Below are 16,277 nucleotides of genomic sequence, written 5' to 3'. Positions count from 1 at the left end.
CCGCTGCATCAACGAAAGTCGGGCTCCCGCCAGTTGGCGGGGGCCCGACTTCGGTTCAGGTGCGGTGGCTGCGGGTGCTCAGTGGCCCACGAGCGCGGAGCGCACCAGCGTCAGGTAGGTGCCTGCAGACGCCGCAGCGAGCACCCCGGCGGCAACCATGCCGCCCACGGACTGCAACTTCAGTCCGAGGAACAGCGCCGCCGCCGCGGCCATCGCCAGGGCAAGAACGACTAGCAGGGTTCGGGTGACCTCATCCATCGGCGAGACGACCTTGGCGTCGTCGGGCAGGATCGCGGTGTCCAACTGCGTGCTCATTGGGGCTCCTTTCAATACCGCCGGTCGGCACGCGTCGGTGCGGGCCGTTCAAGGCAGGTTCACGGGTGGTGATCAGGGATGGTGCAGGTGTTCACGTTCGGCGCGGTGGGCGCCGTTGACGGGTGTGACCGGTGACCCAGGTCAGGAAGTGCGCTGTGCAGCGCTGCTGCGCCCGGGTTCGGTCATGCCTTGGGTCCTTCTTCTTGCCGGCAGAAGGCTGGCCGTGAGGAGCACCCGCCTGTGCACGGTCGTTGTGCGCCTCTTTAGAGCCGCCCCGTGCAGGTGAATCAGCACGACCGGCCTCAGATATTGCTCAGGTGATATATACCACTATAGGAACGGATTCTCGGCCCAGCAAATCGCCTGTAGCCCAATCGGTTTGGCTCCTAACCCGGGTCCTGTTTCGGGGGTGCGCCGGCCGGGTCAGGCCTGGCCACAGCCTGCCGTTGCGGTACCGGCAGGGCCGGCATCGATGAATGGGCAGCCCTCCTCCCCCACCCCTGCGGAAGCTGCACCCCGGTTGGGCGAAGCGTCCGGGTCGCAGGGGCTCGCAGCGTCCAGACAGGGCAACCCGGGAACCCGGTTGGGCCAGTTCATTCCAGACCGGTTCATTCCGGCTCAGTTCACGCCGGGCGTAGTTCAGTCAGGCAACGGTCGTGCCGATAGGAAGTCATGTCTGTCTTCCCCTCTGCCTGTGACCTTTTCGCTCCTCATCGGCGCTTCACCCGGGCAGTCCTCACTGCTGCGTGTGCACTGACACTGGCTGGCTGCTCGGGCGGGACGCCAACCTCGGCGGGTTCCTCTGCCCCAGCCAGTCCCACAACCAACGCGGCGGGGTCCACGGCGGGCACACCCGACCCGTCGAGCACCACCGTGGATGACAAAGGCGGGGTCGGCGCCCACAAAGACCTGACCGCGCCGGCGTGCGCGGCAGACGCAAACGGCGTTTGGGGTTTCTCCGGGAAGGTCGACAACTCTACGAAAACCGCGCAGGACTACACCGTCGAGGTCTCCGTCGTGGACCCGAACGGGTGGAGTGTGCTCGGCTCGACCAGCGTGACCGCCTCGGTTGAACCCGGCCAGACGGCGCCCGTCGTGGCCAAGGGTTTCCACCGGGAGAGCCCGGCCGAGGCCGCTAAGCATCAGTGCGTCACCCGGGTCGTCAGGCACCAGGGGTAACGCGATAGTGGCCCCACCTGGTGCGGTCTGCGTCACGTGGGGGTGGTTGCTCTCAGAACGGGCCCCGGTAATCCGATAGGTGGAAGAAGCCGGTCGGGCCTATTCACGTCATGTCCTCCTGACCGGTCCCCCCCTGATAACACGGAGGAAGGGACATGTTGCCTTTCCGCGCCCTGGGCCGCGCCGCTCTCTCCTGGATGCTGTCGATCCTCATCGTCATGGTGTCCGCCGCAGTGCCCGCCTCCGCGGTTTCCTCCGCTTCTAGCGCTTTGAGCGCAGCGGCAGCAGTTCCTGCCGCTGCCTCACCCGATAACCGGATCGACCTCAGCGTCAGCGCCTCCCCGTCGACGATCACGACACCCGGCACCAAGGTGACCTGGACGTACACGGTGACTAACTCCGCCGGCCAGCCTGCCTACCAAAGGTCTATGACGGACACTGCGTGCGGGCCGATCACCGGACAGTCCGGGCTGCAGACCGACGGGATCCGCTACTGGATCCCCGCGAACTCGACCGCGACCTACACCTGCACCAGCAATGTCGATGCCACCCGCACCGGTACCGCCACCGCCGCCTTCACCACCCTGGCCGCCGACGGCGCCCGCACCACTTCCGAAGCCACCGCCACCTCCACCGTCACCCTCAACGGAGCCTGCTCAGACATTTGGTATAGCGGGAAGCCTGATTCGGGCATTAACGCAACCACTGGGGCCATTGGCAACGTCGTCGCCGGAGCAGACGGCCTCAAACCCAAACTGTGGGCAACCGAAATTGAACCGTATAAATCGAAGAATCAATATGACCACATCCGCGCCCTGGGCGTCGATCCCCGGACACAAAAGCTGTACTACATTTCCTCGAAAACTTTGACGAGCAACAATGACGGGTTGTTCCGGATAGATGCCGATGGAACCAACAACATTCAGATCATCGGGCCCTCCGATGCCACCCATACTGATCGTCTCACCGTGGCACCCGACGGAGCTGTCTGGAGTTGGGACGAAAACAACGACCTCTACCGTCTACCAGCGGGGGGAAAATCGTGGGAACTCATCGGGAAGCCAGCTGGGCCATGGGCATGGACCTATGCCGAACGTGGAGACCTGGCCTTTGACGGTGCTGGAAACTTGTGGCTTCTCGGAACGGACGTGTGGGGAGTTCACCAACTTTCCGTGATCCCGGCGAGTGACCTCACGCCACTTAAAGAACCCAGACCGGCCACCCTCATAGAGGTGAAGCCATCTAAGACGCGGTGGTATGGGGGTATCGCTTTCGGCCCTGACGGCCGTTTGTACGCTGGCATGATTCCTCCAGCAGGAGGGGACAATATCGTCGATGTCATCGAAATCGCGACTGGGGTAGGAAAACCTTTCGCCGGTGGTGAAGCCAATGTCGGGTCACGCCTCGTTGACCTCGCCTCGTGTGCCCTACCCAAGGGCGACCTGATCGTGTCGAAGACGGCGCAAACAGCGAACCCGGCCGTCAAGGACGGCGATGTCATCAAGTACACGGTGACCGTACGCAATGTGGGGGCTGCTGCGGCTGTGCAGGCGGCTCTCAAGGACGCCGTTCCCGCCGACACGACCTACGTCCCAGGCTCGACGACCCTCAACGGCGCCCAGGTGCCAGATGTTCGCGGCATGCCGTTCCAGGCCGGCAGCCCGATCGAGGGCGCGGCCACCACCGTCGACGGCCTCATCCCCGGCGGTGACACCGCGACGATCATCTTCCAGGCCAAGGTCAACGCGGGCACAGTGGCCAAGGGCGTCAAAACCATCACCAACCAGGCCACCGTCACCTCCAGTGCGGGCACGGTCTCCAGTGATGACCCCAGCTACCCGACCGGCACGAACGAAAAGGCCGACCCGACACTCACCCCGGTCGACCAAACCAAGGTTGCGCTGACCAAGACCGCTTCGGTGGACAGGGTCGAAGGCAAGGGCAACGTCACCTACACGTACACGCTCACCAACCCCGGCGGCGACGCCTTGGAGAACGTCACGCTCGGCGACGCCGCAACCACGACAAAGTCGGGCGCTGCAGCTCCGCTGCCTAACCACGCCTGCGCCGCGCCAACCCGAACAGGTGGCGACACCAACTCCAACAACCTGCTGGAGCCGAGCGAGACGTGGACCTACACCTGCGAACAGCCGCTGGCGTTCACGGCAGGGGACACCAACCCGACGACGATCACGAATAAGGCCACCGTCACCGCCCGCGGCGGGGTCACCCGCAGCAACGTCACCGCCACCGCGAGCAAGAGCGTGGAGGTGGTACCCACGCCATACGCACCCCAGGTCGTCAAAACCGCTGGGGCGCTCAGCAGCCCGGACGCCACCACCGGGGAGTACACCGCCACGTACACGGTGCGCGTCAGCAACCCCAGCCAACTCGCTGGCAGCTACGGCCCACTGCTGGACACCCCCGCTTTCGACCCAACGCTGAAAGTGCTCGGGGCATCGTGGAACGGCCAACAAACCGGCTCCGCGGACGGCACCGGGCCGTTCACGCTCGCGCCTTCAGGCACAGCCCTGCCCGCAGGCGGGTCCCACACCTACACCGTGACGGTGCGTTTCGCTCCCACCACCTTGCAGCGGGCCACCGCCTGCAATAACACACCCGGAAAGGGACTGCACAACACGGCTTCCCTGCCGGAGGGGCAAGAGAAGAGCAGCACCGAGGACAACAGCGCCTGCCTGGCCCCGCCGCCCGCGCCGGTGACCGGTCTGACCCTGGAGAAGAAGGCCGGAACCCCGCTGGATGCTGACGGTGACGGCGTCATCGACGCCGGCGACACCCTGGCGTACACGTTCACCGTCACCAATACCAGCCCCGCGCTCGCGCTCCGTGACGTCAAACTCACCGACCCGGCGCTCACAGCTCAAGGCGTGACCCTGACCTGTCCGTCGCCGCTGGCTGCGGGTGCGCGAGCAACCTGTACCGCCTCCAAGCCGTACGTCCTCACCCAAGCCGACCTCGACGCCGGGTCCGTGACGAACACGGCAACCGCCACAGCGACGGCCCCACACCTGCCCACCGTGGCCAGCGAACCCAGCTCGACGACGGTGCCACTGCTGCGCGTGCCCACCCTCGGCCTGGTTAAGCGGGTAGAGAAAGTCGAGGACGTCAACCAAGACGGGGTCATCGACCCAGGCGACACCATCCGCTACGGCTTCACCGTCACCAACCGAGGCAACGTCACCCTGGACGGCGTCACCGTCACCGACCCCAAATTGAGCAGCACCCCCCTGACGTGTGCGGCAGGCACGCTCGCGCCTGGGACAAGCACCACGTGCACCTCCGGGCCGTACGTCATCACCCGCGCCGACCAGGACGCCGGGTCCGTGGCCAACACGGCCACCGCCAACGCCACCTCAAACCAGGGCCCTGCGCCGACGGTGACGTCGACGACGAGTACTCCCGTCGCCCCGATCGGCAAGCTCGTCGTGAAGAAGAGCGCGGGCAGCGTCTCGGCGATCGACCCTGCCACCGGGCAGGCCAGCGTCGGTTACACCGTCACGGTGAGCAACGTCGGCGGTAGCCCGATCAGGTACGGGGCCCTGAGCGACACCCCCAGCTTCGCCTCACAATTGACCATCGACCGCGCCACCTGGACCGGACCAAGCAGCGGAAACGCCACCGGCGCAGGGCCGTACACGCTGTCTTCGGGCAGCTACCTCGGCCCGGGCGCCAGCCACACCTACGCCGTGCGGGTCACGTTCCACTACACGACCACGAGCCCCGCCACGGCGTGCGGCGCCGCACCGGGCACCGGCCTGTACAACGCCGTCACCCTGGCCAAAGCCGACACCAGCGACCCGGACGTCGACGCGAGGGCGGGCGCGGTCTGCGCTACCCCGCCCGCGCCGCCCACGACGGGCCTCACGCTGGACAAGAAGGTCATCTCTGTCATCGATAACGACCGCAACAACCGCACCAGCGTGGGCGACACAATCTCCTACCGGTTCCAGGTAACCAACACGGGCAGCACCACCCTGTCCTCCATCTCCATCGCAGACCCCAAACTGAGCAGCGCGAACATCGGCATCACCTGCCCGACAACGACGCTTTCACCCGGGGGCACGACAACCTGCACCTCAGGTGATTACACGGTCAGCGGGGGCGATCTCGCCGACGGCGCAGTGACCAACTCCGCCACAGTCAGTGGCAACCCGCCGAACCTGACTCCGGTGACGAGTCAAGCGTCGACAACCACGACACCGGTGAGCAGCGCGGCAATCAAGCTCGTCAAGGAGGCCAGTGCCATCACCGACGGTGATAACAACGGCCACGATGCCGGGGACACGATTGACTACACCTTCACCGTAACGAACAACGGGACGACCGCCTTAAGCAACGTCACCGTCAGCGATCCGCGACTCTCCCCGGGCGCTCCAGCCTGCACGATTGCTTCTCTGGCTGCTGGCACGACTGCGAACTGCCCTGCCGTCACCTACACCCTCACCCAGTCCGATGTGGATGCCGGCCAGGTGCGCAATGAGGCACGCGTTACTGGGACTGCCGCCGACGGCGGCCTTGCTCCGCAACACACAGATTCCACGAAGACTCCCATCACACCTCGGGCCGCGACCCTGAACCTCGTCAAAACCGCTGGCGACATCACCGACGCGAATGATGACCATAAAGAGGACGCGGGTGACACCATCACCTACACCTTCCTCGTGACGAACACTGGCGCGCAGACCGTACAGAACGTGCGCATCGCTGACACGAAACTGGGTGTGACGTCCTTGGCGTGCGGTGCGGGGTCTCTGGCGCCCGGGGCACAGACGTCCTGCTCTGCCACTTACACCCTCACCCAGGCCGATGTGGACTCCCCCGACGTGAGGAATACGGCGACCGCAACGGCAACGACGCCGATCGGGGCCACGGTCTCTGCCGACAGTGCTCAGGTCGTCACCAAGCTGCATGCCGAGTCGCGTATCGCCCTGCACAAGATGGGCCCAGCTCGGGTAACCGGGGCAAAAGCCGGCGACACACTCACTTACACGTTCAAAGTCACAAACACGGGAAGCACAACGTTGACCCAGGTAGCGGTGGCCGACCCAGCCGTCACGAATGTGCGCTGCCCAGACACGGTGCTAATGCCCAACCAGAGCACGACCTGCTCGGGCGACGCCTACGTCCTCACCCAGGCCGACGTCGACGCCGGATCGCGAACGAACACGGCAACCGTCTCGGCGCTTGATCCCTCGAATGAGAACGTCACCTCCAGCGACACCGTATCGACCGAGCTGGCGGGCGTCTCGGAGATCACCCTGGATAAGAAGACGGTCGCGAATGGCACGAACACCGTGACGGACACCGACGGCAACGGTACCGACCTAGGTGACACGATCCGGTACGCGTTCACGGTGAAGAACACCGGCACCACTACGGTCCAACCGGTCACGATCACCGACCCCACGCTCGGGGTGAACAAGGCCGTCTGCGCTTCAACGTTGGCCCCGGGCCAGGAAGCGACCTGCGAGTTCGAGCCGTATCGGCTCACCCAGCCCGACGTTGACTTCAACTCGGTGACCAATACGGCCACTGCCGAGGGAACCACCCTGCGCGGGGCCCCGGTCGTTTCGAAGCCGGCATCGGTCACGGTCGAGTACGACCCGCCGGTCGCCGCGGCTGCGTTCGCGCTGGACAAGGTGCCCGGTGAGGTGGCCGACGCCAACGGCAACGGACGCCAGGACGCAGGTGACAGCGTCAGCTACACCTTCAACGTCACCAACACCGGGCCGTTGACGATTCACGGGCTGCGGATCAGTGACCCGCTCCTGGGGTCATCGTTTGCCTGCGGCACGAAAAGTATCGGTCCGGGTCAGTCGCTGAACTGCACCTCACCGACCCCGTACACCCTCACCCAGGCCGACATCGACCGCGGTTTGGTGACGAACACCGCCACAGTCACCGGCCTGGACCCCAAGAACCGCCCGGTGCCCGCCACCGAGCCCTCACACCCCACCGACACGGCCGTCGTCACGTTGGCTCCTTCTGCGGGAGTCGAGCTCATCAAGACCGTCACACCGATCACCGACCTCGATGGCAACGGCCCGGACGCCGGCGACACCGTGAACTACACGTTCGAGGTGCGCAACACTGGCGCGCTCACGCTAGCGCCGCTGACGATCACCGACACGAAACTCGGGCTGAGCGACGCTCCGTGCGCGCCCAGCCTGGCCCCCGGCGCCTCCGCCGTGTGCTCGACGAAGGCCACCTACACTCTCAAGCAATCCGACGTCGACACCCGGCGCCTGGAGAACACCGCCACGGTCACCGGCTTGGACCCCAAGTCCAAGAAGGTGCAGGCCGACGCCTCAGCGGGCGTCGACATCGCCAACGTCGGAGCCATCTCGCTGGACAAACGCGGTAGCGACGTCACCGACCTCGACGACAACGGCCCCGACGCCGGCGACCAGATCAGCTACTCGTTCACCGTCAAAAACATCTCCAACGTCACCCTGACCGACATCGCCCTCACCGACCCTCACCTCGGCGGTGTGACCTGTAAGGCGACGTCTCTCGCACCGGGCGCCTCGACCACCTGCACCGCAAATCCGTACACCCTGACTCAAGCCAATGTGGATGCCGGGCGAGTCGATAACGCCGCTTCGGTCAGCGCCCGCGCCCCCGGCGGGGCGATGGCGGTCGCCACAGACACCGACACGGTCACCTTCACCGCCCGTGCAGGTGTGGCTATAACGAAGAAGGTCACCGCGCGCGGCGACAGCAACAGCAACGGCGCCACCGACGCCGGGGACGTGTTGACGTACACGATCAGCGTGCGCAACAGCGGCGCGGTCACGGTGACGTCGTTCCTCGTCAGCGACCCGCTGCTGTCCAACATCTCGTGCGAGACCGGTCCGATCAGCCCCGGGGCGAGCAAGACGTGTACCGGTACGTACACGGTGACGCTGGAGGACCAGCGCGCCGGTAAACGCGACAACACCGCCACAGTGCAGGCCACCGCCGCCGGTAACCGGCCGTTGGCCAAGGACGCCACCGTGAGCACCCCCGTAGCGACTGTGGCCAACCTCGACGTTGTCAAGACGGCCGGTACGGTCACCGCCGTCGACCCCATCACCGGGCAGGGCAGCGCCACCTACACCGTCAAGGTCGTCAACTCCGGGGGCACCCCCGCTGACTACACCCTGACCGACACCCCCGCTTTCGCCAGCAACATCGTCATCGACTCGGCGACCTGGAGCGGGCCGACGTCCGGCTCTGCCCAGACGACCGGGCCGTGGACGCTGGCCCGCAGTGTCGTCCCCGGTGAAAGCACACACGAGTACGCCGTGACGGTGCTCTTCCACTACAGCGACACCACCACCGCAGGCGCAGACGGCCTGAAGAACACGGTGGCGCTCGCCCAGGATCAAGAACAGGGGCCGACCTCCAACAACACGGCCACACCGGCGCCGCCCGCAGCGCCTCGACCAGGCATCACCCTGAGCAAGAGCGTCGCCTCAACCACCGACCCCGACGGCAACGGCCGCGCCTCAGCAGGCGATGCGATCACGTACACCCTGAACGTGCGCAACACCGGAACCACGCAGCTCACCGGCATCACCGTCACCGACGAGATGCTCGGTACGGTGACCTGCCCGGCGACGACGCTGGCCCCCGGCGCCTCCACCACCTGCTCGGCGCATCCTCACGTCATCAGCCAGGCTGAGCAGACGGCGGGCGCAGTGACGAACACGGCAACTGCGACCGGCACCCCCCCGACCACGGTCGCCGGCGGCGCCGCTGTGACCGACGACGCGGCCTCGACAAAGCCGCTGAGCACCGCGGACATCACCGTGACGAAGACGCACGGCACCGTCGTCGACGCGAACGGCAGTAAGCGGGTCGATGCTGGTGACAGCGTCACCTACACCTTCACCGTGAGAAACTCCGGCTCGGTGCCGTTACGTAACGTCACGATCACCGACCCCAAACTCTCGGTCAGGGCCCTGTCGTGCGTGCCGGGAACGCTGGCCCCTGGTGCGAGCGCCACCTGCCAGAACCAGCCAGCCCCCTACCTGCTGACGCAGGCCGACATCGACGCGGGCACGGTCACCAACACCGCTACAGCCACCGGTACCCCCACTGACGACGGCGCGGCACCGACCGGCACCACCAGCGACACCCTGAACCTGGGCACGCTGGAGTCCGCCCTGAGCCTGGTCAAGACCAGCGGCGGCATCGCTGATGTCAACAACAGCGGCGGCGTGGACGCCGGCGACCGGATCACGTACACGTTCACCCTCAAGAACACCGGCGCCACCACCGTGTACGCACCGACGATCACGGACTCCAGAATCACCGCTGAGGCGTTCCGGTGTGGCGACGCCCGACTGGCCCCCGGCGCCACCACGTCGTGCACGGCCGACTACACCCTGACCCAGGGCGACGTCGACGCGAAGGCCGTCACCAACACGGCAACCGCGTCCGCGAAGGCTGCCTCTGCCACCGGCCCGTCGGTGACAAGCGAAGCCTCACGCGTGGCGACGCCCATCGAGGCGGTCACCGCCCTGACCCTGGACAAGACGGCCGGTGCCGTCACCGACGCCAACAGCAACCGACGCCAGGATGCCGGTGACACCATCGCGTACACCTTCACGGTGACGAACACCGGCGCCACCACGCTGACGCGATACACCGTGAGCGACCCGCGGCTGAGCGCTACCGAGCAGCAAAGCCTGACGGGCTGCCAGCAGGAACTCGCGCCCAAGGCTCAGGCGACCTGCACGGCGACACATACGCTGACCCAGGCCGAGATCGACGCCGGTTCGGTGACGAACGCCGCGAGCGTCAGTGTCGCCGGAGCGAACCCGCCACAGACCGCCACCGACTCGGTGACGACCGAGCTCACCCCGACCAGCGGGATCAGCGTCACCGGGGGGTTGGGCACGGTTCCGGCCGACCCTGTCGCCGGAACACGCGTCCCGGTGACGATCACGGTGGAAAACACCGGATCGACCACCATGACCGACATCAACGTCACCGACAGCACCCTCGGGCTGAACGGGTACGTGTGTTCACCCGGCCCGCTCGCGCCAGCTGCCTCGATCACCTGCACCTTGCCGGACTACGTCCTCACTCAGGCTGACATCGACGCCGGCACGGTTACGGCCAACCCGATCGTGTCCGGCACCCCCGCGACGGGCGAGCGAGTGCAGACGACACTGTCAACGAGCGCCACCATCACCCCGGCCGCTCCGGCGGTGAAACTCGCCAAGGAGTCTGGCGGCCTCACCGACGCCAACAGCAACGGCTACGCCGACGTCGGTGAAAACGTCACCTACACGTTCACCGTCACCAACACCGGCCCGGTCACCCTGACAACGGTCACCATCACCGACCGGTTGCTGAGCAACGACTCGTTCACCTGCGCGACGAACCTCGCGCCGGGTGCCACGGCAACCTGCCCCGGCCCGAGGTCATACCCGTTGACCCAGGCCGACCTGGAAACCGGCACCCTCACCAACAGCGCCACCGCAACCGCCACCGACACCAAGAACCGAAAAGCAGAGGCGAGCGCGACGACGACGGTGCCCCTGGCTGTGACGAACTCGCTCACGCTTGCCAAGAGCAGCACGGGCGTCAACGACAGCAACGGTAACGGGCGGGCCGACGCCGGAGAGGTCGTCCCCTACACCTTCACTGTGACGAACACTGGGCAGCAGACGCTCACCAACGTGGTCATCAATGACGCAGCCCTCGGTGTCAAGGGCGTCGTCTGCGTCCAGAGCCTCGCCCCGGGAGCCAGCGCGACCTGCACCACCGGCGCTACCTCCGGCATGGCTTCACGCACGCTCACCCAGGCCGATATCGACGCCGGGCGGGTGACGAACACCGCCACCGCTACCGCCACTACCCGCGCCGGATCGCAGAAATCCGACAGTGACGCCGAAACCGTCGAGTTGACCCGCGTGGCCGCGCTCAAGGTCACCTCTGCGGTGACCAGCCCGCAGAACCCGAAGGCCGGGGACACCGTCACCATCACGGTGACCGTGACCAACACCGGTAACACGACGGTCAACGGGCTCAGCGGCACAACGACACTGCCTGATGGCCGCACCGTGACCTGCACCCCGAACCCGACTCAGCTAGCGCCGGGGGAGAACGCGATCTGCACCATCAACTACGTGCTGACCCAGGGTGACGTTGATGCCGGACACGCCGACCTGAGCACGACCATCACCGGCACCGACCCCAACGGTGACGTGCAGACCGGCACGACGAGCACGAACGTGACCTTCACGTCCACGTCGGCTCTGGCCTTGGACAAGACCGCAGGCGCAGTGCAGGACGCTGACGGCAGCACGACCCACTCCGCCGGAGACATGGTTCCGTACACGTTCACCGTGACCAACACGGGCACCACGAGCCTGTCTGGGGTGACCATCACCGATGCCGCCCTCGGCTTGACCGGTTACGCCTGCGGCAAGGGCGTGCTCGCCCCAGGGAAATCCGCCACCTGCGGCCCGATCACCGGCGCCATCACCCAAGCAGATCTGGACGCCGGCAAGGTCGTCAACACCGCAACCGCGACTGCGACCAACCCCTCGACGGGCGCCGCGGTCGACAGCGAACCCGAAACGGTGGAGACGCTGCTGCACCCGACGGCTGCCTTCACCCTGGTCAAGCAGTCCTCGGCCATCGCCGACACCAACGGCAGCGGCCGCGCCGACCCCGGCGACCAGATCACGTACACCTTCACGGTGAAGAACACCGGCGCGCAAACCCTGAAGAGCGTGACGGTCACCGACACCAAGCTCGGCGTCTCGCAGGAGTGTGCCGCCACCCTCGCCCCTGGTGCGAGCGCCACCTGCAGCGCGCCCGCCTACAGGCTCACCCAGAACGACGTCGACGCCGGGTCGGTGACGAACACCGCCACGGCCAGCGCGACACCGGCCACCGGGGGCGCCCCGATCAGCTTCACCAGCAACGGCTCGACGCCCTCGACCACTACCCCGATCGAGGCGTTGGCCGCGCTCACCCTGAGCAAGCGCGCCGGCGCGATCATCGACAAGGGTGCCGCCGGGCACAGCGCCGGCGACACGGTCAGCTACTCCTTCACGGTGACGAACACGAGCAACGTCACCCTGAACAGCATCACCGTCACCGACCCCCTGCTGACCGGTGGGGTGAGCTGTCAGGCGAGCACGTTGGCGCCTAAGGCCAGCACCACGTGCAGCTCGAGCACGCTGAGCATCACTCAGGCGCAGGTCGACGCGCGCCGTATCGACAACACGGCCACCGTGACCGGCACAACGCCACAAAACGCCCAGGTGACCGCGACCGGGTTCGCCCGGGTCGACCTGGCCCCGCAGATCGCGATGACGTTGGCGAAGGCGGCGACCTGTGACGTCGGCGCCGCTGGCGACACCGGCCGCTGCGACCTCAACGACCCGATCGAATACGCCTTCACGGTGACAAACACCGGCTCGGCGAGCCTGGATTCGGTCCAGGTCGACGACCCGACGCTGAGCCTCGTGGACTTCGTATGCGGCAGCGGGCCGCTGGCCGTCGGCGCCACCCGTACCTGCACGTCGCCGGTCACGCCACGGGTCACCCAACAGCACCTCGACGCAGGGACGCTGAGCAACACCGCCACCGCCACCGCGACCTCAGGTGCGAACACGACCAGTGCCCCCGCGACAGCGACGCTGACCTTTGACGCCCCGGCCGGGGTCTCGTTGACCAAGTCGATGCGCACCATCACCGATAAGGACAACAACCAGGCGTACTCCGCCGGCGATGAGGTTAGCTACACGTTCACCGTGACCAACACCGGCAAGCGCACCCTGCGCACCGCGACAATCCGTGACGTCAAACTCAGACTCACCGACTTCCGTTGCGCCACCGACCTGGCGCCGGGGGCTAGCGCGAGTTGCTCCTCGCCTGCGTACACGATCACCCAGGCCGACATCAATGCCGGTTCGTTGACGAACGAGGCAACGGTCCAGGCGAGCCTGCCCACATCAGGACAGACGAGCGGGTCCGGCTCGGCAACGATCCCGTTGACGGACTTCCCACCGCTGCGCCTGACCAAGACGGCCACCCTGACCAAGGACCTCAATGGCGACGGCGTGGCCGGTCTCGGCGACGAACTCAGCTACAGCTTCACGGTGAGCAACACCGGCCCCAAACCGGTGACGAACCCGCACGTCGGTGACGAGATGCTCTCCGCGCGAGGGATTGCGGTGACCTGCCCGATCGGCGTCCTCGCGTCAGGCAATACCGTGTCCTGCGCGGCACCGAAACCCCTGGTCATCACCCAGGCCGACCTAGCCAATCCCACCCTGGAGAACACCGCTACGGCGCGGGCCTGGACCGGGGAGGATGAGCAGTTCCTCACCCTGCCCGCTTTAGCCCAGTCGAGCACGCCGCTGGGGTACGGCCGGTTGAGCTTGACCAAGACCGCAGTCCTGCAACGCGACGGGATGCACCCCGGCGTGGCGGACGAAGGCGACGTCGTGTTCTTCACCTTCATCGTCGCCAACCCGGGCACGGTGCCGGTCACCGGTGTCTCCATCGCCGACCAGGCGCTGGCGGAAGCGAACGTGGCGATCACCTGCCCGACCGACACCGTCAAGCCGGGCGGGTCGGTGACGTGCACCTCCGCTGACTACACCGTCACCGCTGCCGACATCGCCGGTGGAGTGCTGAAGAACACTGCAGCAGCCCACGGCAGCGCGGCCTCCCAACCCGTGACGAGCCCGGCTGCCACATCAACCTCCAGCGCAGGAACCACTGCGCAACCGAGATTGAGCATCGACAAGTTCGCTCGACGTGCCGCCGAGCGGGTCAACACGGCTCTGGTGGCAGGTGAGCAGGTGACGTACTCCTTCCGTGTGACCAACACCGGGAACGTCACGATCAACGACGTCAAGGTCACTGACTCCCTCCTGGGAGAGGATGCCGTGACGTGTGAGGCGAGCAGCCTGAAGCCGGGTAAGCAGACAACATGTTCCGCTGAGGTGTACACCGTCACGGCGCAGGACGTGCAGCGCACCTATGTGCTCAACAGCGCAACCGCGACCGGCGCCCCGGCGCAAGGCCCGCAGGTGCAAGCAACCGCCGCCGACACGGTTCGCATCCCCGCTGAGGACACCGGTCTGAAGGTGACCAAGACCGCGGAGCTGACGAAGGATTCCGGCTTCCCCGGATTGGCTGACCCCGGTGACGAGATCACGTACCGCTTCCTCATCACCAACACCAGCAGCGCACCCGCCACAGTCAGGGTCAACGACCCGATGCTCGCAGCCGCCAAAGTGGACATCACATGCGAGAGGGGCTCGCTGGAGCCGCAGGAAAGCACGACGTGCACGGCGAGCCCGTACCCGGTCCCAGCGGATCAGGCGCAAGGCCAGGGGGTCACCACGCTGGCGAACCTGGCCTATGCCACCTCGACCACCGACGGCGGCAACGACGCCTCCGGCTCCGATGGTGCCGTGACCCCGGTCGCGCCCAAACCAGAGGCCAGCCTGGGACTTGGTATGGGTTACACACCGGTGGACTCCAACGGCAACGGCCAACTCGACGTGGGTGAAGGCGTCATCTTCGACTACGTCGTGACAAACACCGGGAACGTTCCCCTGGAGAACGTCGGGGTCTCCGACCCTCGTCTGCAGCAGGCCGGAATCGGAATCACCTGCAACGACACCACCCTGGCACCCGGCGCGCACACCTCCTGCCAGGCCAACGGTGCCTACACGGTCACGGCCGACGACATCAGCGCCGGGTACATCATCTCAACCGGCACGGCGGTGGGAACGTCGCAGTACACGGGCCTAGCCTCGCCGAAACCGCAGGTTGAGACGATCCGGGTTCCGCTCAAGGCTGGGGTTACCGCCCCGGGTGGGGGCACCCCCGGCGCTCCGGTGCCGCCCACTCCCAGTGGGCCTTCGAACCCGACCGACGACCCGACGGGCCCAATCACTCCCACCCCGGGCCCGAGCAGCCCAGTCCCCGGGCCGACGGTGATACCCATCCCCCACCCGAACGCTCCGAAGCCCACGAGCCCGCGCCCACCCAAGCGGCCGAGCCCGACCAAGACACCGAAACCGACACCGAAACCGAACGCGCCGCGTCCGCCCGGCGCGCCCAAACCCACTTCGGGCACCCACAGCCACCCCCATTCCCACAAGGGACCGAACAGCGCACCTGCGCCGTGGGGACCGAAGCCCGGTTGGACACCGGGTTCGCACCACAGCGCCAGCAACCCCGGCGGTTGGCCGTGGCGTCCGGGAGCAGCGCAGTCTGGGGGCGAGACCCCTCGCAAGGGCAAGGGCTACCCGGTCTGCGTAGGTGACTGCAGTCGAACACGCGAACAGGGCTACACCCAGGCCAATGACCCGAACTGGCAGGCAGGTCCGGGCTACGAGCAGGGCGTCGGCGCCGCAGGTGATGCCCAACGCGCCGGCACCTACGGGCAGTGTCTGGATCCGGCCCGCCGCGCCGACAGCTCGAACGGCACAGCAGTGCCGCAACTACCGCTGCTGTTGTTCAGCTCCCTGGCCGCACTCGGGCTCATCGCCGGTCTGTGGCGTCGCTCCCGCGACGAAGACGAAGAGGACGAACCCGGCATCAGCGCGGCCTAACCACGCCGGGCAGCCCAGCCGCCGCACATACCGGCAGCGGACTGGGCGCCCGGCCGGGCCACAGTGTTGCCACCCGTCGTCGACCCATGCCGCGGCATTCACCCCGGGACTGGCGCGCGGCCCAGTTCGCCTGCACCCCGACTGTCGAGGCAGCCCAGGCCGCATGGGCACCGACCG

Annotated in this window: 3 protein-coding genes; 2 read left to right on the top strand and 1 reads right to left on the bottom strand. The window is 66.8% G+C overall.

Going from position 1 to position 16,277, the window contains the following annotated elements:
* Positions 1–78: 78 nt before the first annotated feature.
* On the bottom strand, positions 79–315 hold the full coding sequence (locus G9V96_RS09755) for a hypothetical protein (RefSeq protein WP_168582856.1): 237 nt from the start codon (positions 313–315) through the stop codon (positions 79–81).
* Positions 316–1,188: 873 nt separating this feature from the next.
* Between G9V96_RS09755 and G9V96_RS09750 the strand changes: the two genes are divergently transcribed.
* Both G9V96_RS09750 and G9V96_RS09745 read left to right on the top strand, forming a co-directional pair.
* Positions 1,189–1,494 (top strand): hypothetical protein, encoded by a 306-nt coding sequence (locus tag G9V96_RS09750; protein WP_168582855.1) that lies wholly within the window; start codon positions 1,189–1,191, stop codon positions 1,492–1,494.
* A gap of 155 nt (positions 1,495–1,649) precedes the next feature.
* Positions 1,650–16,100, top strand: a complete 14,451-nt coding sequence (locus tag G9V96_RS09745) for a DUF7507 domain-containing protein (protein WP_168582854.1) — start codon at positions 1,650–1,652, stop codon at positions 16,098–16,100.
* The last annotated feature ends 177 nt before the right edge of the window (positions 16,101–16,277 follow it).

Source organism: Gephyromycinifex aptenodytis, assembly GCF_012277275.1.
Taxonomy (GTDB): domain Bacteria; phylum Actinomycetota; class Actinomycetes; order Actinomycetales; family Dermatophilaceae; genus Gephyromycinifex; species Gephyromycinifex aptenodytis.
Note: the sequence above shows the minus strand (reverse complement) of the source record. Positions and strands in the feature narration are given on the sequence as shown.

Bases quoted from the DNA above. Each gene is read 5' to 3' on its own strand.
- G9V96_RS09755 (WP_168582856.1), bottom strand. From the start codon at position 315: ATGAGCACGCAGTTGGACACCGCGATCCTGCCCGACGACGCCAAGGTC.
- G9V96_RS09745 (WP_168582854.1), top strand. From the start codon at position 1,650: ATGTTGCCTTTCCGCGCCCTGGGCCGCGCCGCTCTCTCCTGGATGCTG.